A 22,788-nucleotide genomic window follows, 5' to 3' on the forward strand; every position below is an offset into this window, starting at 1 on the left:
TTTTGATCCCAGCTTATACGGACCAGGATCACCGATCATTCACAGCTAATGATCCTTCACAACGTGTTGATCTTATTCAGAGGATCGCCCTTATCCACAGAAAGTCGCGATCCTAATAAGAGATCACAATAAAACAGATCTCTAAATAAAAAGATCTTCTTTTTAATACCCAGGATCCAAGGTCTTTCTCGATCGACTAAAGTTGAGTAGAATCCACGGCCCGGGCTTCAATCCATTTTCACACCGCGTTATGCGAGGCAATTACCATGTTTTATCAGGATCCTTTTGACGTCATCATCATTGGCGGGGGTCATGCAGGCACCGAGGCCGCGATGGCCGCGGCGCGAATGGGTCAACAGACCCTGCTGTTGACACACAATATCGACACTCTGGGGCAAATGAGCTGCAACCCGGCAATCGGCGGTATTGGGAAAGGACATCTGGTAAAAGAAGTGGACGCGCTAGGTGGGTTGATGGCCAAAGCGATCGACCACGCAGGTATTCAGTTTAGGATACTAAACGCGAGCAAAGGACCGGCGGTGCGCGCCACCCGTGCTCAGGCAGATCGTGTGCTGTATCGACAGGCCGTACGCACCGCACTGGAGAATCAGCCAAACCTGATGATCTTCCAGCAGGCGGTTGAAGATCTGATTGTGGAAAACGATCGTGTTGTCGGTGCAGTGACCCAAATGGGTCTGAAGTTCCGTGCCAAAGCGGTAGTCTTAACCGTAGGGACTTTCCTCGATGGTAAAATTCATATCGGTCTGGACAACTACAGCGGTGGTCGTGCGGGCGATCCGCCTTCTATTCCACTGTCGCGCCGTCTGCGTGAACTGCCACTGCGCGTCAGCCGCCTGAAAACAGGTACACCGCCACGTATTGATGCGCGCACTATCGATTTCAGCGTACTCGGTCAGCAAAACAGCGATAACCCAATGCCGGTCTTCTCGTTTCTTGGCAATGCCTCGCAACATCCGCGTCAGATGCCGTGCTATATCACGCATACCAACGAGAAAACCCATGACGTGATCCGTAATAATCTCGATCGGAGCCCGATGTATGCAGGCGTGATCGAAGGTATCGGCCCACGCTACTGTCCGTCGATCGAAGACAAAGTGATGCGCTTTGCCGACAGGAACCAACATCAGATCTTCCTCGAGCCGGAAGGACTAACCTCCAACGAGATTTACCCGAACGGCATCTCCACCAGCCTGCCGTTCGATGTGCAGATGCAAATTGTCCGCTCAATGGAGGGGATGGAAAACGCTCGGATCGTTCGTCCTGGCTACGCGATTGAGTATGATTTCTTCGATCCGCGCGACCTGAAACCTACCCTGGAAAGCAAATTTATTCAGGGTCTGTTCTTTGCCGGGCAAATCAACGGTACAACTGGCTATGAAGAAGCCGCCGCGCAAGGTCTGCTGGCGGGTCTTAATGCTGCTCGCCTGTCAGCCGACAAAGAAGGCTGGGCGCCAGCGCGTTCTCAGGCTTACCTTGGTGTGCTGGTAGACGATCTCTGTACGCTGGGCACCAAAGAACCGTACCGTATGTTTACCTCGCGAGCGGAATACCGTTTGATGCTGCGTGAAGACAATGCCGATCTCCGTCTGACCGAAAAGGGACGCGAATTGGGTCTGGTAGACGATGAACGCTGGGCGCGCTTCAATGAAAAACTCGAGCGCATTGAACAAGAACGTCAGCGCCTGAAATCGACCTGGGTGAACCCGTTAGCTGAGACAGCTGCCGAAGTGAACGCTTACCTGGCGACACCACTGTCACGTGAAGCCAGCGGTGAAGATCTGTTGCGTCGCCCGGACGTAACCTACGCACAGCTGACGTCTCTGTCTGCATTTGCGCCAGGTCTTGACGATGCTCAGGCCGCAGAACAGGTTGAGATTCAGGTTAAGTACGAGGGCTATATCGCCCGACAGCAGGAAGAAATTGAAAGGCACCTGCGTAATGAAAACACCCTGTTGCCTGCGACCCTGGATTATCGTCAGGTCTCCGGCTTGTCGAATGAAGTTATTGCCAAACTGAACGATCACAAACCCGTGTCAATCGGTCAGGCATCGCGTATTTCTGGCGTAACACCTGCTGCCATCTCCATTTTGCTGGTATGGCTGAAAAAACAAGGTATGCTGCGGCGCAGCGCTTAATATGTTGAAAAATGCCCGGTGACGCTGCGTTTACCGGGCCTACAAATATCTTCTGTAGGTCGGATAGGGCGAAACCGTCATCCGGCAGAATTAAAACAGGTAACGACCGTGCTCAACAAACTCTCTCGTCTGCTGGCTGACGCCGGTATTTCTCTTACCGATCACCAGAAAAATCAGTTGATAGCGTATGTCGATATGCTGCACAAATGGAACAAAGCGTACAACTTAACGTCGGTGCGGGATCCCAACGATATGCTGGTACGTCACATTCTGGACAGCATTGTCGTTGCGCCTCATCTGCAAGGGGAGCGTTTTATTGACGTCGGTACTGGCCCTGGCCTGCCGGGTATTCCGCTCTCTATTGTACGTCCTGAAGCGCATTTCACTCTGTTAGACAGTCTGGGGAAACGCGTACGCTTTTTGCGTCAGGTTCAACACGAACTCAAACTGGAAAATATTACTCCTGTACAAAGCCGGGTTGAGGACTTTCCTTCGGAACCGCCTTTTGATGGCGTGATCAGCCGTGCTTTTGCCTCGCTGAACGATATGGTGACCTGGTGCCATCATTTGCCCGGCCAGAACGGACGCTTTTATGCGTTAAAAGGGGTGTTACCTGCGGATGAAATTGCCTCTTTGCCCACTGAATTCAGCGTCGAATCCGTTGAAAAATTACGCGTCCCACAACTGGATGGTGAACGTCATTTGGTGGTTATTAAGCCAAACAAAATTTAATATTTGTCAAAAAAAATAGAAAAAAAACGGTGCTTCAGGTGTTAAAAAACAGGGGGTATCGTGTGGTCAAATGTTGTTACATTTCACCGGTGACTTACTGTTTTGCATCATAACTATAACGTAACGTTTTTTGTTAAAAGTGAAACAAGTCAACTGTGAAAATATCAGGCTGCTAAAAATAGAACCTAAGAACTACCGATTTGTGTTAATTTTTTATTATAAATGTCAATGAGTGGTTTTTTGGTTGTTAGTCGCTATTTTTAAAAGAGTAACGAGTTTTGGGCTTAAATATCAAAAAGATGAAAAGGCACCATTTGCCACGTAATTAAATCATGCGAAGGCGAATATGTTTGATGTGTGATCTGGTGCACGCTTTACCGCCAGTGTTTACGCGGTATTTGCAGTTTTGCATGATCGTTCACAGTTTGCCAAAAAGTAATAAATGTGGCCCAGAGAAAAATATTTAAACATTTATTCACTTTTTAGCTACTTATTGTTTGAAATCACGAAGGCGCACCGTATAATTTGTCCGCTTTTTGATGCTTGACTCTAAGCCATAAAGAACGTTTTATACGACACGCGGCATACCTCGAAGGGAGCAGGAGTAAAAACGTGATGTCTATGTCGCTCTTGAGTCGAAACGTTGCTCGTAAGCTTTTGCTCACACAGCTTCTGGTGGTAATGGCAAGTGGATTGCTGTTTAGCCTCAAAGACCCTTTCTGGGGCATCTCCGCATTATGCGGTGGATTGGCAGTGTTACTGCCTAATATGTTGTTTATGATATTTGCCTGGCGTCACCAGGCGCATACACCAGCAAAAGGCCGAGTGGCCTGGTCGTTCGCCTTCGGCGAAGCCTTCAAGGTGTTAGCGATGCTGGTTTTGCTGGTGGTGGCGTTGGCGGTTTTGAAGGCGGTGTTTATGCCGCTGATCGTTACGTGGGTTTTGGTGCTGGTGGTTCAGATACTGGCACCGGCTGTAATTAACAACAAAGGGTAAAGGCATCATGGCTTCAGAAAATATGACGCCGCAGGATTACATAGGACACCATCTGAATAACCTTCAGTTGGACCTACGTACATTCTCGCTGGTGGATCCGCAGAACCCCCCAGCCACCTTCTGGACGCTCAATATTGACTCCATGTTTTTCTCGGTGGTTCTGGGTCTGTTGTTCCTGCTTATGTTCCGTAGCGTGGCCAAAAAGGCGACCAGCGGCGTACCAGGTAAATTTCAGACCGCGATTGAGCTGGTAATCGGCTTTGTGCATGGTAGCGTGAAAGACATGTACCATGGCAAAAGCAAGCTGATTGCCCCTCTGGCCCTGACGATTTTCGTCTGGGTATTCCTGATGAACATGATGGACTTACTGCCTATCGACCTGCTGCCGTACATCGGCGAGCATATCTTTGGCCTGCCGGCTCTGCGTGTGGTTCCGTCTGCTGACGTAAACATCACCTTGTCGATGGCGCTGGGCGTATTTATCCTCATTCTGTTCTACAGCATCAAAATGAAAGGCATCGGTGGCTTCACGAAAGAGTTGACGCTGCAGCCGTTCAATCACTGGGCGTTCATTCCTGTCAACTTAATCCTTGAAGGGGTAAGCCTGCTGTCCAAACCTGTTTCTCTTGGTTTGCGACTGTTCGGTAACATGTATGCCGGTGAGCTGATTTTCATTCTGATTGCTGGTCTGTTGCCGTGGTGGTCACAGTGGATTCTGAATGTGCCATGGGCCATTTTCCACATACTGATTATCACGCTGCAAGCCTTCATATTCATGGTTCTGACGATTGTCTATCTGTCGATGGCGTCTGAAGAGCATTAATTTACCAACACTACTACGTTTTAACTGAAACAAACTGGAGACTGTCATGGAAAACCTGAATATGGATCTGCTGTACATGGCTGCCGCTGTGATGATGGGTCTGGCGGCAATCGGTGCTGCGATCGGTATCGGCATCCTCGGGGGTAAATTCCTGGAAGGCGCAGCGCGTCAACCTGATCTGATTCCTCTGCTGCGTACTCAGTTCTTTATCGTTATGGGTCTGGTGGATGCTATCCCGATGATCGCTGTAGGTCTGGGTCTGTACGTGATGTTCGCTGTCGCGTAGTAAGCGTTGCTTGAATTAAGAGCAATATCAGAACGTTAACTAGATAGAGGCATTGTGCTGTGAATCTTAACGCAACAATCCTCGGCCAGGCCATCGCGTTTGTCCTGTTCGTTCTGTTCTGCATGAAGTACGTATGGCCGCCATTAATGGCAGCCATCGAAAAACGTCAGAAAGAAATTGCTGACGGTCTTGCTTCTGCGGAACGAGCACATAAGGATCTTGACCTTGCAAAGGCCAGCGCGACCGACCAGCTGAAAAAAGCGAAGGCGGAAGCTCAGGTAATCATCGAGCAGGCGAACAAACGTCGCGCTCAGATCCTGGACGAAGCCAAAACTGAAGCAGAGCAGGAACGTACTAAAATCGTGGCACAGGCGCAGGCGGAAATTGACGCCGAGCGTAAACGTGCTCGCGAAGAACTGCGTAAGCAAGTCGCTATCCTGGCTGTTGCTGGCGCCGAGAAGATCATCGAACGTTCCGTGGATGAAGCTGCTAACAGCGACATCGTGGACAAACTTGTCGCTGAACTGTAAGGAGGGAGGGGCTGATGTCTGAATTTATTACGGTAGCTCGCCCCTACGCCAAAGCAGCTTTTGACTTTGCCGTTGAACACCAAAGCATCGACCGTTGGCAGGATATGTTGACGTTTGCCGCTGAGGTGACGAAAAACGAACAAATGGCAGAGCTTCTCTCTGGCGCGCTGGCGCCGGAAACGCTCGCTGAGTCGTTTATCGCCGTCTGCGGTGAGCAGCTGGACGAAAGCGGCCAAAACCTGATTAAGGTAATGGCTGAAAATAACCGTCTGAATGCGCTCCCGGATGTTCTTGAGCAGTTTATTCACCTGCGTGCAGCCAGTGAGGCTATCTCTGAGGTAGAAGTCACTTCTGCCAATGCACTGAGTGATGAGCAGCTTAAGAAGATTAGCGCAGCGATGGAAAAACGTCTGTCACGCAAAGTGAAGCTGAATTGCAAAATCGATAAGTCTGTAATGGCAGGCGTAATCATCCGTGCGGGTGATATGGTCATTGATGGCAGCGTACGCGGCCGTCTTGAGCGCCTTGCAGACGTCTTGCAGTCTTAAGGGGACTGGAGCATGCAACTGAATTCCACCGAAATCAGCGAACTGATCAAGCAGCGCATTGCTCAGTTCAGTGTTGTGAGCGAAGCTCATAACGAAGGTACTATTGTTTCTGTAAGTGACGGTGTTATCCGCATCCACGGCCTTGCCGATTGTATGCAGGGTGAGATGATTTCCCTGCCGGGTAACCGTTACGCTATCGCACTGAACCTGGAGCGCGACTCCGTAGGTGCAGTTGTGATGGGTCCATACGCTGACCTCGCCGAAGGCATGAAGGTTAAGTGTACGGGTCGTATCCTTGAAGTTCCGGTAGGCCGTGGCCTGCTGGGTCGTGTGGTGAACACTCTGGGTTCCCCAATCGACGGTAAAGGTCCGGTTGATAACGATGGCTTCTCGCCAATCGAAGTTATCGCCCCGGGCGTAATCGAACGTCAGTCCGTCGATCAGCCAGTGCAGACCGGTTATAAATCTGTTGATGCCATGATCCCTATCGGACGTGGCCAGCGTGAGTTGATCATCGGTGACCGTCAGACCGGTAAAACCGCGATGGCAATTGATGCGATCATCAACCAGCGTGACTCCGGTATCAAATGCGTGTACGTGGCTATCGGCCAGAAAGCGTCCACCATTTCTAACGTGGTTCGTAAACTGGAAGAGCACGGCGCATTGTCCAACACCATCGTTGTTGTGGCTACCGCGTCTGAATCCGCTGCACTGCAATACCTGGCACCGTATGCCGGTTGCGCAATGGGCGAATACTTCCGTGACCGCGGTGAAGATGCACTGATCGTTTACGATGACCTGTCCAAACAGGCTGTTGCTTACCGTCAGGTTTCCCTGCTGCTCCGTCGTCCGCCAGGACGTGAAGCATTCCCGGGCGACGTATTTTACCTCCACTCCCGTCTGCTGGAGCGCGCATCCCGTGTTAACGCGGAATACGTTGAGAAGTTCACCAATGGTGAAGTGAAAGGTAAAACCGGCTCCCTGACCGCTCTGCCGATTATCGAAACCCAGGCGGGTGACGTTTCTGCGTTCGTTCCGACCAACGTAATCTCCATTACCGATGGTCAGATCTTCCTGGAAACCAACCTGTTTAACTCCGGTATTCGTCCGGCAGTTAACCCGGGTATCTCCGTATCTCGTGTAGGTGGTGCAGCGCAGACCAAGATCATCAAGAAACTGTCCGGTGGTATTCGTACCGCACTGGCGCAGTATCGTGAACTGGCCGCGTTTTCTCAGTTCGCTTCCGACCTGGATGAAGCTACACGTAAGCAGCTGAGCCACGGTCAGAAAGTAACTGAACTGCTGAAGCAGAAACAGTATGCCCCAATGTCTGTTGCACAACAGGGTGTGGTGCTGTTTGCGGCTGAACGCGGTTACCTCGAAGATGTGGAACTGGCGAAGATCGGTAGTTTCGAAGCTGCTCTGCTGGCTTACGTCGACCGTGACCACGCTCCGCTGATGCAAGAGATTAACCAGTCCGGTGGCTATAACGATGAAATCGAAGGTAAGCTGAAAGCTATCCTCGATTCCTTCAAAGCAACCCAGTCCTGGTAACGTCTGGCGGTCTGTCTTAGGACGGACCGCAAGGCATTGAGGAGAAGCTCATGGCCGGCGCAAAAGAGATACGTAGTAAGATCGCAAGCGTCCAGAACACGCAGAAGATCACTAAAGCGATGGAGATGGTCGCCGCTTCCAAAATGCGTAAATCGCAGGATCGCATGGCGGCCAGCCGTCCTTATGCAGAGACTATGCGCAAAGTGATTGGTCACCTTGCGAATGGTAATCTGGAATATAAGCACCCTTACCTGGAAGAACGCGATGTTAAACGCGTGGGCTACCTGGTGGTGTCGACCGACCGTGGTCTGTGCGGCGGCTTGAACATTAACCTGTTCAAAAAGCTGCTGGCGGATATGAAAGCATGGTCCGATAAAGGCGTTCAGTGCGATATCGCAATGATCGGCTCTAAGGGCGTGTCTTTCTTTAACTCCGTTGGCGGTAACGTGGTTGCTCAGGTAACCGGTATGGGGGATAACCCTTCCCTGTCCGAACTGATCGGTCCGGTTAAAGTGATGCTGCAGGCCTACGATGAAGGCCGTCTGGACAGACTGTACGTTGTCAGCAACAAATTTATTAACACCATGTCACAGGTTCCGACCCTCACTCAGATGTTGCCGTTACCGGCATCAGAAGATGAAGAGTTGAAACAAAAAGCCTGGGATTACCTGTATGAACCCGACCCGAAACCGCTGCTGGATACCCTGCTGCGTCGTTACGTTGAATCTCAGGTTTATCAGGGCGTGGTAGAAAACCTGGCCAGCGAGCAGGCCGCACGTATGGTGGCGATGAAAGCCGCGACCGACAATGGCGGCAGCCTGATTAAAGAGCTGCAGTTGGTATACAACAAAGCTCGTCAGGCCAGCATTACTCAGGAACTCACCGAAATCGTCGGTGGTGCATCCGCGGTATAACCAGGTTAATTCGTAGAGGATTCAAGATGGCTACTGGAAAAATTGTCCAGGTAATCGGCGCCGTAGTTGACGTCGAATTCCCTCAGGATGCCGTACCGCGTGTGTACGAAGCCCTTGAGGTTCAGAATGGTAATGAAGTTCTGGTGCTGGAAGTTCAGCAGCAGCTCGGTGGCGGTATCGTGCGTACCATCGCCATGGGTTCTTCCGACGGTCTGCGTCGTGGTCTGGAAGTTAAAGACCTCGAACACCCGATCGAAGTCCCGGTAGGTAAAGCAACACTGGGTCGTATCATGAACGTATTGGGTCACCCAATCGATATGAAAGGCGACATCGGTGAAGAAGAGCGTTGGGCTATCCACCGCGCAGCACCGTCCTATGAAGAGCTGTCCAGCTCTCAGGAACTGCTGGAAACCGGCATCAAAGTTATCGACCTGATGTGTCCGTTTGCTAAAGGCGGTAAAGTGGGTCTGTTCGGTGGTGCGGGTGTAGGTAAAACCGTAAACATGATGGAGCTGATCCGTAACATCGCGATCGAGCACTCCGGTTACTCCGTGTTTGCTGGTGTGGGTGAACGTACTCGTGAGGGTAACGACTTCTACCACGAAATGACCGATTCCAACGTTCTGGACAAAGTATCCCTGGTATATGGCCAGATGAACGAGCCGCCGGGAAACCGTCTGCGCGTTGCTCTGACCGGTCTGACCATGGCTGAGAAATTCCGTGACGAAGGTCGTGACGTTCTGCTGTTCGTTGATAACATCTATCGTTACACCCTGGCCGGTACGGAAGTATCTGCACTGCTGGGTCGTATGCCATCAGCGGTAGGCTACCAGCCGACCCTGGCGGAAGAGATGGGTGTTCTTCAGGAACGTATCACCTCTACCAAAACCGGTTCTATCACCTCCGTTCAGGCGGTATACGTACCTGCGGATGACTTGACTGACCCATCCCCAGCCACCACCTTTGCTCACTTAGATGCAACCGTGGTACTGAGCCGTCAGATCGCATCCCTGGGTATTTACCCGGCCGTTGACCCGCTGGACTCCACCAGCCGTCAGCTGGATCCACTGGTTGTTGGTCAGGAACACTACGACACCGCGCGTGGCGTACAGTCTCTGTTGCAGCGTTACCAGGAACTGAAAGATATCATCGCCATCTTGGGTATGGATGAGCTGTCTGAAGAAGATAAACTGGTGGTAGCTCGTGCGCGTAAGATCCAGCGCTTCCTGTCCCAGCCGTTCTTCGTAGCGGAAGTATTCACCGGTTCTCCGGGTAAATACGTTTCCCTGAAAGACACCATCCGTGGCTTTAAAGGCATCATGGAAGGCGAATACGACCACCTGCCAGAGCAGGCGTTCTACATGGTCGGTTCTATCGACGAAGCCGTGGAAAAAGCGAAAAAACTTTAACGCCTTAATCGGAGGGTGATATGGCAATGACTTACCACCTGGACGTCGTCAGCGCAGAGCAACAAATGTTCTCTGGTCTGGTCGAAAAAATCCAGGTAACGGGTAGTGAAGGTGAACTGGGTATTTTCCCGGGGCACGCACCGCTGCTCACCGCCATTAAGCCTGGTATGATCCGCATCGTTAAACAGTTCGGTCATGAAGAGTTTATCTATCTGTCCGGCGGCATTCTTGAAGTGCAGCCTGGCAATGTGACCGTACTGGCTGATACCGCGATTCGCGGGCAGGATCTCGATGAAGCGAGAGCCCTGGAAGCGAAACGTAAGGCTGAAGAGCATATTAAGAGCTCTCATGGTGACGTGGATTACGCTCAGGCATCTGCGGAGCTGGCCAAAGCAATCGCCAAACTGCGCGTTATTGAGTTGACCAAAAAAGCGATGTAACACCGGCTTGAAAACACAAAAACCAGTCTGATTTCAGGCTGGTTTTTTTATCTTCGTTCTTTCCCCTTAAGACCAAATTGGTCTTATCCGCTTTTCGACATCTACTGAATCACATAAATATAATCGCGCTTTATTGATTCAATTCTTTATTCATGCGGCAAAAAAATAGCAAAAACATTAACCTAAGGCTTTAATAAGAGCAGTCTTCTGTTTTTGTGGGGACAAAAGGCGCATATATAGACGAAAATAGTGGATTAAACGATAGGTATTTTCCCCTATTGAACGTTTTATCTTCGGCCCATTTCACGATGAAAAAAATGTAGTATTTTCAATGTGAAACGGTATAAATTCGTTCTTAAATTACAGTCAGGACGTGTATGTTGAATAGTGCTATGAGCGTCGTGATCCTTGCCGCAGGCAAAGGTACACGTATGTATTCCGATCTTCCTAAAGTGCTGCACACCCTCGCGGGAAAATCGATGGTCCAGCATGTCATTGATGCTGCTAATGAATTAGGCGCAACCCACGTACATCTGGTCTACGGACACGGTGGTGATTTGCTCAAGCAGACGCTGAAAGATGGCAACCTGAACTGGGTTCTGCAAGCAGAGCAGTTAGGTACTGGTCATGCTATGCAGCAGGCGGCGCCATTCTTTGGTGATGACGAAGACATTTTAATGCTTTATGGCGATGTTCCGCTCATCTCCACCGACACTTTGCAGCGCCTGCGGGATGCAAAACCGCAGGGCGGCATCGGTTTGTTAACGGTGAATCTGGACGACCCAACCGGCTACGGGCGTATTACGCGTGAAAACGGCAACATCACCGGCATCGTCGAGCACAAAGATGCTACTGACGAGCAGCGCCAGATCCAGGAAATCAACACCGGCATCCTGATTGCCAACGGCGCTGACATGAAACGCTGGCTGGCAAAACTCACCAATAATAATGCTCAGGGTGAATACTACATCACCGATATCATTGCGATGGCATATCATGAAGGACGTGAGATTGCGGCGGTGCATCCGGCACGTATTAGCGAAACGGAAGGGGTGAATAACCGTCTTCAACTTTCCCGTCTGGAGCGCGTTTATCAGTCTGAGCAGGCAGAAAAACTGCTGCTGGCTGGTGTAATGTTGCGCGATCCGGCACGTTTTGATCTACGCGGTACGCTTATTCACGGGCGCGATGTTGAAATTGATACTAACGTTATCATTGAAGGTAACGTGACCCTCGGTGATCGCGTCAAGATTGGTGCTGGCTGCATCATCAAAAATAGCGTGATTGGTGATGACTGTGAGGTTAGCCCGTACAGCGTAGTGGAAGACGCACGCCTGGACGCGGCATGTACTATCGGTCCGTTTGCGCGTTTACGCCCGGGAGCTGAGCTGCTGGAAGGTGCACACGTGGGTAACTTCGTCGAAATGAAAAAAGCGCGCCTGGGTAAAGGCTCTAAAGCCGGTCATCTGACGTACCTTGGCGATGCAGAAGTTGGCGATAACGTGAACATCGGTGCGGGAACGATTACCTGCAACTACGATGGTGCCAATAAGTTTAAAACCATTATTGGTGACGATGTGTTTGTCGGTTCCGATACTCAGCTGGTGGCTCCTGTTACCGTGGGCAAAGGCGCTACCATTGCCGCCGGGACCACCGTAACGCGTAATGTCGCCGATAACGAACTGGTATTAAGCCGTGTACCGCAGGTCCATAAGCAGGGCTGGCAGCGTCCGGTGAAGAAGAAGTAATCAATTTTTGTCGGATGGCGCTAGCGTTCATCCGGCAGATATGGGCTGAGGAGGTAAATATATATCTCCCACCCAACGCAGTACCTATAAAAATAACCCCACTCTCTACAAGGCTCGGGGCGCCCGGAATACGGGTATTACCCAAAGTATTTCGCGCTGTAGCAAGCGTAACCAACGTAGCTACGGAGTGAAAGACGAAGGGGAAACAGGTTGACCGACAACGACAGGCATAATGCCTAAATTCGGAATCAAATAATATGTGTGGAATTGTTGGCGCTATCGCGCAGCGTGATGTTGCTGAAATCCTTCTCGAAGGTTTACGTCGTCTGGAATATCGTGGTTATGACTCTGCCGGTCTGGCAGTAGTTGATGCTGAAGGCAAAATGACCCGTCTGCGTCGTCTGGGTAAAGTACAGATGCTTACCGCTGCTGCGGAAGAGCATCCGTTACATGGCGGCACCGGGATTGCCCACACTCGTTGGGCGACTCACGGCGAACCTTCAGAAGCGAACGCGCATCCGCATGTTTCTGAACACATTGTGGTGGTGCATAACGGCATCATCGAAAACCATGAACCGTTGCGTGAAATGCTGAAGACTCGGGGTTACACCTTCGTTTCAGAAACTGACACCGAAGTTATTGCTCACTTGGTGCATTGGGAGCTGGAACAGGGCGGAACCCTGCGTGAAGCGGTGTTGCGGACTATTCCGCAACTGCGTGGTGCATACGGCACGGTGATCATGGATACCCGTAACCCGGAAACTTTACTGGCGGCGCGTTCTGGTAGCCCGCTGGTGATTGGTCTGGGCATGGGTGAGAACTTTATCGCTTCCGATCAGCTGGCGCTGCTGCCAGTAACCCGTCGCTTTATCTTCCTGGAAGAAGGCGATATCGCGGAAGTGACGCGTCGTTCAGTCACCATTTTCGATAAGTCTGGTGCGGAAGTGAAACGTCAGGACATCGAATCCAATCTGCAGTATGACGCTGGCGAAAAAGGTGTCTATCGCCATTACATGCAGAAAGAGATCTATGAACAGCCGAACGCGATCAAAAATACGCTGACCGGGCGCATCAGCCACGGTGAGGTGGATTTGAGCGAGCTGGGCCCAAATGCCAACGAGATGCTGTCTAAGGTTGAGCATATTCAGATCATCGCCTGTGGTACGTCATACAACTCCGGTATGGTGTCCCGCTACTGGTTTGAATCGCTGGCGGGTATTCCGTGTGATGTGGAAATCGCCTCCGAATTCCGCTATCGCAAATCAGCCGTGCGTCGCAACAGTCTGATGATCACCCTTTCCCAGTCTGGTGAAACGGCGGATACCCTGGCGGGTCTGCGCTTATCAAAAGAGCTGGGTTATCTGGGATCTCTGGCGATTTGTAACGTACCGGGATCTTCGCTGGTGCGTGAATCAGACCTGGCGATGATGACCAACGCCGGGACCGAAATCGGCGTGGCTTCCACGAAAGCATTTACCACCCAGCTGACCGTTCTGCTGATGCTGGTGGCGAAACTGTCTCGTCTGAAAGGCCTGGATGCGTCTATTGAACATGACATCGTTCACGGTCTGCAGGCGCTGCCGAACCGTATTGAGCAGATGCTGTCTCAGGACAAACGCATTGCCGCCCTGGCGGAAGATTTCTCTGACAAACACCATGCGCTGTTCCTTGGCCGTGGCGATCAGTACCCAATTGCGCTGGAAGGCGCGCTGAAGCTGAAAGAGATCTCTTATATTCACGCGGAAGCTTACGCTGCTGGCGAACTGAAGCACGGCCCGCTGGCGCTGATTGATGCAGATATGCCGGTTATCGTCGTGGCACCGAACAACGAACTGTTGGAAAAACTGAAATCCAACATTGAAGAAGTTCGTGCACGTGGCGGCCAACTGTACGTCTTCGCCGATCAGGATGCTGGCTTCACCAGTAATGAAAACATGCACATCATCGAGATGCCGCATGTGGAAGAGGTGATTGCACCAATCTTCTATACCGTTCCGCTGCAATTGCTGGCGTATCATGTGGCGCTGATTAAAGGCACCGATGTGGATCAGCCGCGTAACCTGGCGAAGTCGGTTACTGTAGAGTAAGCCGTATTACTCTTAGAATGCCCTGCAAAATGCGGGGCATTTTTTTAGATTTGTTCTGTTTTTAATCAATTATCCTGCCCCTTTTAATATGACAAACCGTCATCTTCAGCTACTGTTTTTAGTGTCATAAAAAGAAAATATTCACAAAATGTCATTGTGATGACAACAGATAATTGTTTGTTTATAAATGAATTTTTTGTTTTTGTGTTTCATTTTTCTTGGCTGTCATAAAACTGTCATATTTCGTACATTTAACTGTCACCTGTTTGTCCTATTTTGCTCACAGTAGCAACTCAAACAACAATTTACGAAAACCGTGCAGGAGACATTATGAAAGTTATGCGTACCACTGTCGCAACTGTTGTCGCCGCGACCTTATCCATGAGCGCGTTCTCTGCTTTTGCTGCAGCGAGCCTGACAGGTGCAGGTGCAACTTTTCCTGCGCCAGTGTATGCCAAATGGGCTGATACTTATCAGAAAGAGACCGGTAGCAAAGTCAACTACCAGGGTATCGGCTCCTCCGGTGGTGTAAAACAAATTACGGCAAATACTGTTGATTTCGGTGCCTCTGATGCACCGTTGTCTGATGAAAAACTGGCACAGGAAGGCTTGTTCCAGTTCCCGACTGTGATCGGCGGTGTTGTGCTGGCGGTCAATATACCTGGTCTGAAATCCGGCGAGCTGGTGCTGGATGGTAAAACGCTGGGTGACATCTACCTCGGCAAAATCAAGAAGTGGGATGATGAAGCCATCACCAAACTGAACCCAGGTCTGAAACTGCCTTCTCAGAATATTGCCGTTGTGCGTCGTGCTGATGGTTCCGGTACCTCCTTCGTCTTCACCAGCTATCTGGCAAAAGTGAATGAAGAGTGGAAATCTAAAATTGGCGCAGGCTCTACCGTTAACTGGCCGACCGGTCTGGGCGGTAAAGGTAACGACGGTATTGCTGCGTTCGTACAGCGTCTGCCTGGTTCCATCGGCTACGTTGAATACGCTTACGCTAAGCAGAACAACCTGGCGTATACCAAACTGATTTCTGCTGACGGCAAGCCGGTAAGCCCGACCGAAGAAAACTTCGCTAATGCGGCGAAAGGCGCTGACTGGAGCAAAACTTTCGCCCAGGATCTGACGAACCAGAAAGGTGATGAGGCATGGCCAATCACTTCAACCACATTCATCCTGGTTCACAAAGAGCAGAAGAAACCTGAGCAAGGCGTTGAAGTGCTGAAATTCTTTGACTGGGCATACAAAAATGGCGGCAAGCAGGCTAATGACCTGGATTACGCCAGCCTACCGGATAGCGTGGTTGAGCAGATTCGTGCTGCATGGAAGACCAACGTCAAGGATAGTAGCGGTAAAGCGCTGTACTAATTGGGAATATTGACGAAAATGGCGGGGGGCATGATGCTAACCCGCCCTACGGTTCTCACTGTAGGCTGGATAAGTGTCAGCACCATCCGGCAACTTCGTAAACGCGTTTAACTTAAAGAGTGATTTATGGCTGCAACCAAGCCTGCTTTTAACCCACCGGGTAAAAAGGGTGACATGATATTCAGCGCGCTGGTAAAACTGGCTGCGCTGATTGTGCTATTGATGTTGGGTGGCATTATTGTCTCTCTGATCATCTCCTCCTGGCCAAGCATTCAGAAATTTGGTTTCTCATTTTTGTGGACCAAGGAGTGGGATGCGCCAAACGACATCTACGGTGCGCTGGTACCGATTTACGGTACGCTGGTGACCTCTTTTATCGCCTTGCTGATCGCCGTTCCGGTGAGCTTCGGCATCGCTTTATTCCTGACTGAGTTGGCACCGAACTGGCTGCGTCGCCCGCTGGGTATTGCAATTGAATTGCTGGCGGCGATCCCAAGTATTGTTTACGGCATGTGGGGTTTGTTTATCTTTGCCCCGCTGTTTGCAACCTACTTTCAGGAGCCGGTCGGGAATATTCTCTCCAACATCCCGTTTGTTGGTGCTCTGTTCTCGGGGCCGGCATTTGGGATCGGTATTCTGGCGGCAGGCGTGATCCTCGCCATTATGATCATCCCGTACATTGCGGCGGTAATGCGCGATGTGTTCGAACAAACGCCGGTACTGATGAAAGAGTCAGCCTACGGCATCGGTTGTACTACCTGGGAAGTCATCTGGCGCATCGTCCTGCCGTTCACCAAAAATGGGGTGATTGGTGGTGTGATGTTGGGCCTGGGCCGCGCGCTGGGTGAAACCATGGCGGTGACCTTTATCATTGGTAACACCTACCAGCTCGACAGTGCTTCGCTGTATATGCCGGGCAACAGTATTACCTCTGCGCTGGCGAATGAATTTGCAGAAGCGGAATCAGGGCTGCACGTTGCCGCGTTGATGGAACTGGGCCTAATCTTGTTTGTGATCACCTTCATCGTACTGGCAGCGTCTAAGTTCATGATCATGCGCCTTGCGAAAAATGAGGGGGCACGCTAATGGCTACGCTTGAAATACAAAACACTACCGCGCTGGCGGAATCCCGCCGCAAGATGCAGGCGCGTCGCCGCTTGAAAAACCGCATCGCGCTGACGCTCTCAATGGGGACGATGGCGTTCGGTCTGTTCTGGCTGGTCTGGATCCTGTTCTCGACAGTGGTTCGCGGTATCGACGGTATGTCGCTGGCGCTGTTCACCGAAATGACGCCACCGCCGAATACGGCGGGTGGTGGCCTGGCGAATGCCCTGGCCGGGAGTGGGCTGCTGATTCTGTGGGCGACGGTGTTTGGTACGCCACTCGGTATTATGGCGGGCATTTACCTAGCGGAGTACGGGCGCAAATCCTGGCTGGCTGAGGTTATCCGCTTTATCAACGACATTCTGCTGTCTGCGCCGTCGATTGTGGTAGGTCTGTTTGTTTACACCGTGGTAGTGGCGAAAATGGAGCACTTCTCCGGCTGGGCAGGCGTGATTGCGCTGGCGCTGCTGCAGGTGCCTATCGTGATTCGAACTACCGAGAACATGCTCAAGCTGGTACCGGATAGCCTGCGTGAAGCCGCTTATGCGCTGGGTACGCCGAAGTGGAAGATGATTTCAGCGATCACCCTGAAGGCATCCGTCTCCGGCATTATCACCGGTGTACTGTTGGCGATTGCGCGTATTGCCGGTGAAACCGCTCCGCTGTTGTTTACATCGCTCTCCAATCAGTTCTGGAGCACCGACATGATGCAGCCGATAGCCAACCTGCCGGTGACTATCTTTAAATTTGCGATGAGCCCATTTGTGGAATGGCAGCAACTGGCCTGGGCCGGGGTGCTGATTATTACCCTGTGCGTACTGCTGCTGAACATTCTGGCGCGCGTTATTTTCGCGAAGAATAAACACGGTTAATTTTTTACGGCGCGGCCAACGATGGCGGCGCTGGATGAGGATGAGATTAAAATGAGTATGGTTGATACTGCCCCGGGTAAGATTCAGGTTCGTGATTTGAACTTCTACTATGGCAAATTCCATGCCCTGAAGAACATCAACCTGGATATCGCTAAAAACCAGGTCACGGCGTTTATCGGGCCTTCAGGCTGTGGTAAATCAACGCTGCTGCGTACCTTCAACAAAATGTTTGAACTGTACCCGGAGCAGCGTGCAGAAGGTGAAATCCTGCTGGATGGCGACAATATTCTCACCAATACCCAGGATATCGCGCTGCTGCGTGCCAAAGTGGGGATGGTGTTCCAGAAGCCGACGCCGTTCCCGATGTCGATTTACGACAACATCGCGTTTGGTGTCCGTCTGTTCGAAAAACTCTCGCGTGCGGATATGGACGAACGCGTGCAGTGGGCCTTGACCAAGGCCGCATTATGGAACGAAACCAAAGATAAACTACACCAGAGCGGGTACTCTCTCTCCGGTGGTCAGCAGCAGCGTTTATGCATTGCGCGTGGTATTGCCATTCGCCCCGAAGTATTGCTGCTGGATGAGCCATGTTCAGCGCTTGACCCTATCTCTACCGGGCGTATTGAAGAGCTGATCACCGAGCTGAAAGAGGATTACACCGTCGTTATCGTGACTCACAACATGCAGCAGGCTGCACGTTGTTCCGACCATACGGCGTTTATGTACCTTGGCGAGTTGATTGAGTTCAGCAACACGGACGATCTGTTCACCAAGCCTGCGAAGAAACAAACTGAAGATTACATCACCGGTCGTTACGGCTGATTCAGGAGTGCGTTATGGACAGTCTCAATCTTAATAAACATATTTCCGGCCAGTTTAACGCCGAGCTGGAAAGTATCCGTACCCAGGTGATGACCATGGGCGGCATGGTAGAGCAGCAGCTTTCTGATGCCATTACCGCCATGCACAACCAGGACAGCGAGCTGGCGAAGCGTGTCATTGAAGGCGATAAGAACGTCAACATGATGGAAGTGGCGATTGATGAAGCCTGCGTGCGCATTATTGCGAAACGCCAGCCGACAGCGAGCGACCTGCGTCTGGTGATGGCAATCATCAAAACCATCGCCGAGCTGGAACGTATTGGCGACGTGGCGGACAAAATCTGCCGTACCGCGCTGGAGAAATTCTCCCAGCAGCATCAGCCGCTATTGGTGAGCCTGGAATCACTGGGTCGCCATACGGTACAAATGCTTCACGATGTGCTGGATGCGTTTGCGCGAATGGATCTGGACGAAGCGGTGCGCATATACCGTGAAGACAAAAAAGTTGACCAGGAATATGAGGGCATCGTGCGTCAGCTGATGACCTATATGATGGAAGACCCGCGCACCATTCCGAGCGTGCTGACAGCATTATTCTGCGCACGCTCTATCGAGCGTATCGGTGACCGCTGCCAGAATATCTGCGAATACATTTTCTACTTCGTGAAGGGACAAGATTTCCGTCACGTCGGCGGCGATGAGCTGGATAAGCTGCTGGCGGGGAAAGATCCGAAAGAGTAATACGTTGTTAATGGCCCGGTGGCGTAAGCTTACCGGGCCGACAACATTTAACGCGTAATATCCCAACCGCGCGCTTTCCACAATGCCGGCAATTGTGCCAGATCGGTAAAGGTCGTCACTTTGGGATGATCGATCGGTTTGTTGTGCGGATCGGCGCAGAAGTAGAACACCTCCATTCCGGCATCAATCCCCGACTGCGCACCCGCAGCAGAATCATCCACCAGAATACAGTTCTGCGGATTGACGTTCATGGCCTTTGCCGCATGGAACATCAACGCAGGATCGGGCTTCCAGCGTTGAATATCATAGCCGCTGAACAATAAATCCGGGAAGTGATGCAGCATGCCCAGCTTGCCCAGCGAGTGCTGCATTTTGCTGACCGGACCGTTCGATACCACGCACATCGGCACAGCCATGCTATCTAGCAGCGCATTGGCACCCGCAATCACCTCCAGTTCCGTATCGAACAGGCGTGCGACCTCGGCGCGGTAAATCGGTTCTAGTTCGGCTTTTGCCAGTTCGACACCGTGTTCATCGTTGATAATGTCGATGATCTCGTAGAGCTTTACCCCCTTGAAGCGCTTAAATGTCTCTTCAAGATCGAGCGTAATGCCGAACGCCTGGAACATGCTGACATACGCGCGAGAACAAATGACTTCACTGTCGACAAGGGTACCGTCACAGTCAAAAAATACGGCTTCTATCTGGGACATGTCATTTCCGTTTTAACAAGTTTAACGTTTACGTAATGCATTATTGGGCGACGCAATCGTTGCCGTATAAGCAAAATCAATGGAAAAAAATCGCTCATAACCCACCCTATTGTCGCATTTTGGTATAGGATAGCGACGAATTTTCCCTCCTTGTTCGGAAATTGATAATGAGTCAACAACACACAACCCAGGCTTCTGGCCAGGGCATACTGGAACGCGTGTTTAAGCTGCGCGAACATGGCACGACGGCGCGGACCGAAGTCATCGCCGGTTTCACCACTTTTCTGACGATGGTTTACATCGTTTTCGTCAACCCGCAAATTCTGGGCGTAGCTGGCATGGACACCAGTGCTGTCTTCGTGACTACCTGTCTGATTGCGGCGTTGGGCAGTATCCTGATGGGCGTATTCGCCAACCTGCCGGTGGCACTGGCACCAGCGATGGGGCTAAACGCTTTCTTCGCGTTTGTCGTGGTACAGGCAATGGGTCTGCCGTGGCAGGTGGGTATGGGCGCTATCTTCTGGGGGGCTGTGGGTCTGCTTTTGTTGACAATCTTCCGCGTACGTTACTGGATGATTGCCAACATTCCGGTCAGTCTGCGCGTGGGGATCACCAGCGGTATCGGTTTGTTTATCGGCATGATGGGGCTGAAAAATGCCGGCGTTATCGTGGCGAACAAGGACACGCTGGTTGCTATTGGTAACCTGACCTCTCACAGCGTACTGCTGGGGGTATTGGGCTTCTTTATCATCGCGATTCTGGCGTCCCGTAACATTCACGCGGCGGTGCTGGTTTCGATAATCGTCACCACCCTGCTGGGCTGGATGCTGGGCGATGTGCACTACAACGGCATTGTTTCTGCGCCACCGAGCATCAGCACCGTGGTTGGCCATGTTGACCTTGCCGGGTCGTTCAACCTGGGGCTGGCTGGGGTGATCTTCTCCTTCATGCTGGTTAACCTGTTTGACTCCTCCGGTACGCTGATTGGCGTGACGGACAAAGCAGGCCTGGCTGATGAAAAAGGGAAGTTCCCGCGCATGAAGCAGGCGCTGTTTGTGGATAGCGTCTCCTCGGTTGCCGGTTCCTTTATCGGCACTTCTTCGGTTACCGCGTATATCGAATCGTCTTCTGGGGTTTCTGTTGGTGGGCGTACTGGCCTGACGGCAGTCGTTGTGGGGATCCTGTTCCTGCTGGTTATTTTCCTGTCGCCGCTGGCGGGTATGGTGCCAGCCTATGCAGCAGCCGGTGCGCTGATTTACGTCGGCGTGCTGATGACCTCCAGCTTGTCACGCGTGAAATGGGATGACCTGACTGAAGCGGTCCCGGCGTTTATTACCGCCGTGATGATGCCGTTTAGCTTCTCGATTACCGAAGGTATCGCGCTGGGCTTTATCTCTTACTGTGTGATGAAAATAGGTACCGGACGCTTCCGCGACCTCAGCCCGTGCGTGATCGTTGTTGCGCTGCTGTTTGTGCTGAAGATTGTGTTTATCGACGCACACTAAAATATCGGTCTGGATAACGGCCCGCCAGGCATCATTGCTGGCGGGCTTTTTCTTTTACGCTTTTACGCGCTGAATAAAGTCACCAAAGGCAGCCAACTGACCCGTCAGGTGATCCAGCGTGCTTTGATCAATTACTTCGCCGGTTTGCACATCCACCTTGTTCTGAATGACACCACCCATAAATTCCGGTTTGTTCATTACCATTGCGTCAAGGAACACCAGAATCTGGCGCAGATGATACTGACAGCGTGCGCCACCAATCGCGCCCATTGAGCTGGTCTGGATCAACACCGGTTTACCCGCCAGCGGCTGATCGGGCAGACGGGATAGCCAGTCGATGGCGTTCTTCAGTCCGCCTGGTACCGAATAGTTATATTCTGGCGTGACAATCACCACGCCATCCGCTTTTCTGATCTGTTCCGCCAGCGCTTCTACACTTGCCGGAAATCCCTCTTCCTGCTGGAAATCGGCATCGTAAAGTGGAATATCGCCAATCGATGGTAATGCGTTGACGTCCATCCCCACAGGGGCAATTTTTGGCAGCGTACGGGCAACCATTCCATTAAACGAGCCTTTGCGTAGGCTCCCCAGTAACGTAACAACATTCAATGTTTCAGACATGGTTACTCCTGTTTCATCATGAAGGTTAAATCAGTTAAGCGTATAGCTCTTTGCTGCGGAAAATTGAGAGAAACGGATAAGGCGGCCCGTTGGCTCATTGGCGCGAGTCTGGATATTGGGCAAACTTTTCCAGTCCTGTTTACCATCAAACTCCCAAACCTTGAGCTTTTCAATGGCAGGTGTCACCGCGACCGACCACACCAGCACGTCTTCGGCATCGCAAATGGCTTCGATCTGGGCTGTATGGGCGCATTTCAGGCGTCCGGCGCCGGGTAACAGCTGGAGTTCACGTGGATCGTCATTGCTCATATCACCGGTGAGCTTGAGTACGCTCTGTCGCAGGGTAATGAGCTGTGCACGCGCTTCATTGGGATCGCTTTGGTTGTTGATCCACAGTTTTTCATTACTGGAAAAGCGCCAGGTGTCTACCGAATGCGGAGAGTTAAACCCGCGGATCGCCCGCTGAAGTTCCATATCCAAACCGCATGCGCCTTCTGTCGTCAGGGCAACACCGACGATATTTCCCGCATATGAAATCGAGAATCCAGGCAGATTTTTATCGCGAAAAACGGGTTTACCTTTGGCCTGAACAACGATTTCGGGCAGGGTGCTGGTGCCGTAAAGCATGAACATCAACTCTGCGAGTAGGCTTCTGGAGGCCAGGAAGCGAGTTCGGCGATGCGTGGGTAGATTTTTTGCTTCGACATGACATGGAGAAGGGAGGCGAACTGAAACCAGGTGTCCCTCCGTAAGAATCCCTCTGGCAAAATGTGTCGCCATTCTTCGCTCCGTGATTAATGGTCCGTGATTATTA

General features: G+C 51.5%; 22 protein-coding genes. 19 read left to right on the top strand and 3 right to left on the bottom strand.

What is annotated here, in order from left to right:
* Positions 1 to 266 precede the first annotated feature (266 nt).
* The 18 genes from mnmG to phoU all read left to right on the top strand — a co-directional run bounded on the left by mnmG (position 267) and on the right by phoU (position 19,135).
* A complete protein-coding gene (gene mnmG / locus E4Z61_RS16960; RefSeq protein ID WP_135323773.1) occupies positions 267 to 2,156 on the top strand; it encodes a tRNA uridine-5-carboxymethylaminomethyl(34) synthesis enzyme MnmG in 1,890 nt (629 codons plus the stop codon).
* A gap of 108 nt (positions 2,157 to 2,264) precedes the next feature.
* Positions 2,265 to 2,888 (top strand): 16S rRNA (guanine(527)-N(7))-methyltransferase RsmG, encoded by a 624-nt coding sequence (gene rsmG / locus E4Z61_RS16965; RefSeq protein WP_135323774.1) that lies wholly within the window; start codon positions 2,265 to 2,267, stop codon positions 2,886 to 2,888.
* A gap of 615 nt (positions 2,889 to 3,503) precedes the next feature.
* Positions 3,504 to 3,884: a F0F1 ATP synthase subunit I gene (atpI, locus tag E4Z61_RS16970; protein ID WP_135323775.1), complete on the top strand. Its 381-nt coding sequence runs from the start codon at positions 3,504 to 3,506 to the stop codon at positions 3,882 to 3,884.
* 7 nt (positions 3,885 to 3,891) lie between these two features.
* Positions 3,892 to 4,707: a F0F1 ATP synthase subunit A gene (gene atpB, locus E4Z61_RS16975; RefSeq protein ID WP_135323776.1), complete on the top strand. Its 816-nt coding sequence runs from the start codon at positions 3,892 to 3,894 to the stop codon at positions 4,705 to 4,707.
* Positions 4,708 to 4,753: 46 nt separating this feature from the next.
* Positions 4,754 to 4,993 (top strand): F0F1 ATP synthase subunit C, encoded by a 240-nt coding sequence (gene atpE / locus E4Z61_RS16980; RefSeq protein WP_000429386.1) that lies wholly within the window; start codon positions 4,754 to 4,756, stop codon positions 4,991 to 4,993.
* A 59-nt stretch (positions 4,994 to 5,052) separates the two neighbouring features.
* Positions 5,053 to 5,523 carry a F0F1 ATP synthase subunit B gene (gene atpF / locus E4Z61_RS16985; RefSeq protein ID WP_003827022.1) on the top strand — a complete coding sequence of 157 codons (471 nt, stop codon included), beginning with the start codon at positions 5,053 to 5,055 and terminating at the stop codon, positions 5,521 to 5,523.
* Positions 5,524 to 5,537: 14 nt separating this feature from the next.
* The gene (atpH, locus tag E4Z61_RS16990; protein ID WP_135323777.1) at positions 5,538 to 6,071 is read left to right on the top strand and encodes a F0F1 ATP synthase subunit delta; all 534 of its coding nucleotides are present in this window, start codon (positions 5,538 to 5,540) and stop codon (positions 6,069 to 6,071) included.
* Between the two features lie 12 nt (positions 6,072 to 6,083).
* The gene (gene atpA, locus E4Z61_RS16995; RefSeq protein ID WP_003827026.1) at positions 6,084 to 7,625 is read left to right on the top strand and encodes a F0F1 ATP synthase subunit alpha; all 1,542 of its coding nucleotides are present in this window, start codon (positions 6,084 to 6,086) and stop codon (positions 7,623 to 7,625) included.
* 50 nt (positions 7,626 to 7,675) lie between these two features.
* Positions 7,676 to 8,539 (top strand): F0F1 ATP synthase subunit gamma, encoded by an 864-nt coding sequence (gene atpG / locus E4Z61_RS17000; protein ID WP_096758980.1) that lies wholly within the window; start codon positions 7,676 to 7,678, stop codon positions 8,537 to 8,539.
* A 26-nt stretch (positions 8,540 to 8,565) separates the two neighbouring features.
* Positions 8,566 to 9,948, top strand: a complete 1,383-nt coding sequence (gene atpD, locus E4Z61_RS17005; protein WP_096758981.1) for a F0F1 ATP synthase subunit beta — start codon at positions 8,566 to 8,568, stop codon at positions 9,946 to 9,948.
* A 20-nt stretch (positions 9,949 to 9,968) separates the two neighbouring features.
* Positions 9,969 to 10,388 (top strand): F0F1 ATP synthase subunit epsilon, encoded by a 420-nt coding sequence (locus tag E4Z61_RS17010; protein ID WP_005121460.1) that lies wholly within the window; start codon positions 9,969 to 9,971, stop codon positions 10,386 to 10,388.
* Positions 10,389 to 10,765: 377 nt separating this feature from the next.
* Positions 10,766 to 12,136: a bifunctional UDP-N-acetylglucosamine diphosphorylase/glucosamine-1-phosphate N-acetyltransferase GlmU gene (glmU, locus tag E4Z61_RS17015; protein WP_135323778.1), complete on the top strand. Its 1,371-nt coding sequence runs from the start codon at positions 10,766 to 10,768 to the stop codon at positions 12,134 to 12,136.
* Between the two features lie 257 nt (positions 12,137 to 12,393).
* Positions 12,394 to 14,223: a glutamine--fructose-6-phosphate transaminase (isomerizing) gene (gene glmS / locus E4Z61_RS17020; RefSeq protein ID WP_135323779.1), complete on the top strand. Its 1,830-nt coding sequence runs from the start codon at positions 12,394 to 12,396 to the stop codon at positions 14,221 to 14,223.
* A gap of 330 nt (positions 14,224 to 14,553) precedes the next feature.
* Positions 14,554 to 15,594, top strand: a complete 1,041-nt coding sequence (gene pstS, locus E4Z61_RS17025; RefSeq protein ID WP_135323780.1) for a phosphate ABC transporter substrate-binding protein PstS — start codon at positions 14,554 to 14,556, stop codon at positions 15,592 to 15,594.
* 126 nt (positions 15,595 to 15,720) lie between these two features.
* Entirely contained in the window at positions 15,721 to 16,680 is a 960-nt protein-coding gene (gene pstC, locus E4Z61_RS17030) for a phosphate ABC transporter permease PstC (RefSeq protein WP_135323781.1), read from the top strand.
* Positions 16,680 to 17,570 (top strand): phosphate ABC transporter permease PstA, encoded by an 891-nt coding sequence (pstA, locus tag E4Z61_RS17035; protein WP_135323782.1) that lies wholly within the window; start codon positions 16,680 to 16,682, stop codon positions 17,568 to 17,570. The genes pstC and pstA overlap by 1 nt, the downstream gene beginning before the upstream one ends.
* A 51-nt stretch (positions 17,571 to 17,621) precedes the next feature.
* On the top strand, positions 17,622 to 18,395 hold the full coding sequence (pstB, locus tag E4Z61_RS17040) for a phosphate ABC transporter ATP-binding protein PstB (protein ID WP_003023821.1): 774 nt from the start codon (positions 17,622 to 17,624) through the stop codon (positions 18,393 to 18,395).
* Between the two features lie 14 nt (positions 18,396 to 18,409).
* Positions 18,410 to 19,135, top strand: a complete 726-nt coding sequence (gene phoU / locus E4Z61_RS17045; protein WP_135323783.1) for a phosphate signaling complex protein PhoU — start codon at positions 18,410 to 18,412, stop codon at positions 19,133 to 19,135.
* A 47-nt stretch (positions 19,136 to 19,182) separates the two neighbouring features.
* Here phoU and yieH read toward each other — a convergent pair whose 3' ends face one another.
* Positions 19,183 to 19,848, bottom strand: coding sequence for a 6-phosphogluconate phosphatase (gene yieH, locus E4Z61_RS17050; protein WP_135323784.1), 666 nt, complete (start codon positions 19,846 to 19,848; stop codon positions 19,183 to 19,185).
* 167 nt (positions 19,849 to 20,015) lie between these two features.
* Here yieH and adeP point away from each other — a divergent pair, with 167 nt between their 5' ends.
* A complete protein-coding gene (gene adeP, locus E4Z61_RS17055; RefSeq protein WP_167817562.1) occupies positions 20,016 to 21,353 on the top strand; it encodes an adenine permease AdeP in 1,338 nt (445 codons plus the stop codon).
* 54 nt (positions 21,354 to 21,407) lie between these two features.
* Here the strand turns inward: adeP and E4Z61_RS17060 are convergent, their stop codons facing one another.
* On the bottom strand, positions 21,408 to 21,974 hold the full coding sequence (locus tag E4Z61_RS17060; RefSeq protein ID WP_135323785.1) for an NADPH-dependent FMN reductase: 567 nt from the start codon (positions 21,972 to 21,974) through the stop codon (positions 21,408 to 21,410).
* Between the two features lie 30 nt (positions 21,975 to 22,004).
* Positions 22,005 to 22,754, bottom strand: coding sequence for a 4'-phosphopantetheinyl transferase family protein (locus tag E4Z61_RS17065; protein WP_135323786.1), 750 nt, complete (start codon positions 22,752 to 22,754; stop codon positions 22,005 to 22,007).
* Positions 22,755 to 22,788: the final 34 nt, after the last annotated feature.

It is taken from the genome of Citrobacter tructae (genome assembly GCF_004684345.1).
Lineage (GTDB): Bacteria > Pseudomonadota > Gammaproteobacteria > Enterobacterales > Enterobacteriaceae > Citrobacter > Citrobacter tructae.

Excerpts from the sequence above, each read along its gene's own strand:
- glmU (WP_135323778.1), top strand. The coding sequence starts at position 10,766 with ATGTTGAATAGTGCTATGAGCGTCGTGATCCTTGCCGCAGGCAAAGGT.
- E4Z61_RS17010 (WP_005121460.1), top strand. The coding sequence starts at position 9,969 with ATGGCAATGACTTACCACCTGGACGTCGTCAGCGCAGAGCAACAAATG.
- E4Z61_RS17065 (WP_135323786.1), bottom strand. The coding sequence starts at position 22,754 with ATGGCGACACATTTTGCCAGAGGGATTCTTACGGAGGGACACCTGGTT.
- atpD (WP_096758981.1), top strand. The coding sequence starts at position 8,566 with ATGGCTACTGGAAAAATTGTCCAGGTAATCGGCGCCGTAGTTGACGTC.
- atpA (WP_003827026.1), top strand. The coding sequence starts at position 6,084 with ATGCAACTGAATTCCACCGAAATCAGCGAACTGATCAAGCAGCGCATT.
- phoU (WP_135323783.1), top strand. The coding sequence starts at position 18,410 with ATGGACAGTCTCAATCTTAATAAACATATTTCCGGCCAGTTTAACGCC.
- pstC (WP_135323781.1), top strand. The coding sequence starts at position 15,721 with ATGGCTGCAACCAAGCCTGCTTTTAACCCACCGGGTAAAAAGGGTGAC.
- atpI (WP_135323775.1), top strand. The coding sequence starts at position 3,504 with ATGTCTATGTCGCTCTTGAGTCGAAACGTTGCTCGTAAGCTTTTGCTC.
- pstB (WP_003023821.1), top strand. The coding sequence starts at position 17,622 with ATGAGTATGGTTGATACTGCCCCGGGTAAGATTCAGGTTCGTGATTTG.
- pstA (WP_135323782.1), top strand. The coding sequence starts at position 16,680 with ATGGCTACGCTTGAAATACAAAACACTACCGCGCTGGCGGAATCCCGC.
- atpG (WP_096758980.1), top strand. The coding sequence starts at position 7,676 with ATGGCCGGCGCAAAAGAGATACGTAGTAAGATCGCAAGCGTCCAGAAC.
- adeP (WP_167817562.1), top strand. The coding sequence starts at position 20,016 with ATGAGTCAACAACACACAACCCAGGCTTCTGGCCAGGGCATACTGGAA.
- atpB (WP_135323776.1), top strand. The coding sequence starts at position 3,892 with ATGGCTTCAGAAAATATGACGCCGCAGGATTACATAGGACACCATCTG.
- yieH (WP_135323784.1), bottom strand. The coding sequence starts at position 19,848 with ATGTCCCAGATAGAAGCCGTATTTTTTGACTGTGACGGTACCCTTGTC.
- mnmG (WP_135323773.1), top strand. The coding sequence starts at position 267 with ATGTTTTATCAGGATCCTTTTGACGTCATCATCATTGGCGGGGGTCAT.
- atpE (WP_000429386.1), top strand. The coding sequence starts at position 4,754 with ATGGAAAACCTGAATATGGATCTGCTGTACATGGCTGCCGCTGTGATG.
- E4Z61_RS17060 (WP_135323785.1), bottom strand. The coding sequence starts at position 21,974 with ATGTCTGAAACATTGAATGTTGTTACGTTACTGGGGAGCCTACGCAAA.
- atpH (WP_135323777.1), top strand. The coding sequence starts at position 5,538 with ATGTCTGAATTTATTACGGTAGCTCGCCCCTACGCCAAAGCAGCTTTT.
- glmS (WP_135323779.1), top strand. The coding sequence starts at position 12,394 with ATGTGTGGAATTGTTGGCGCTATCGCGCAGCGTGATGTTGCTGAAATC.
- pstS (WP_135323780.1), top strand. The coding sequence starts at position 14,554 with ATGAAAGTTATGCGTACCACTGTCGCAACTGTTGTCGCCGCGACCTTA.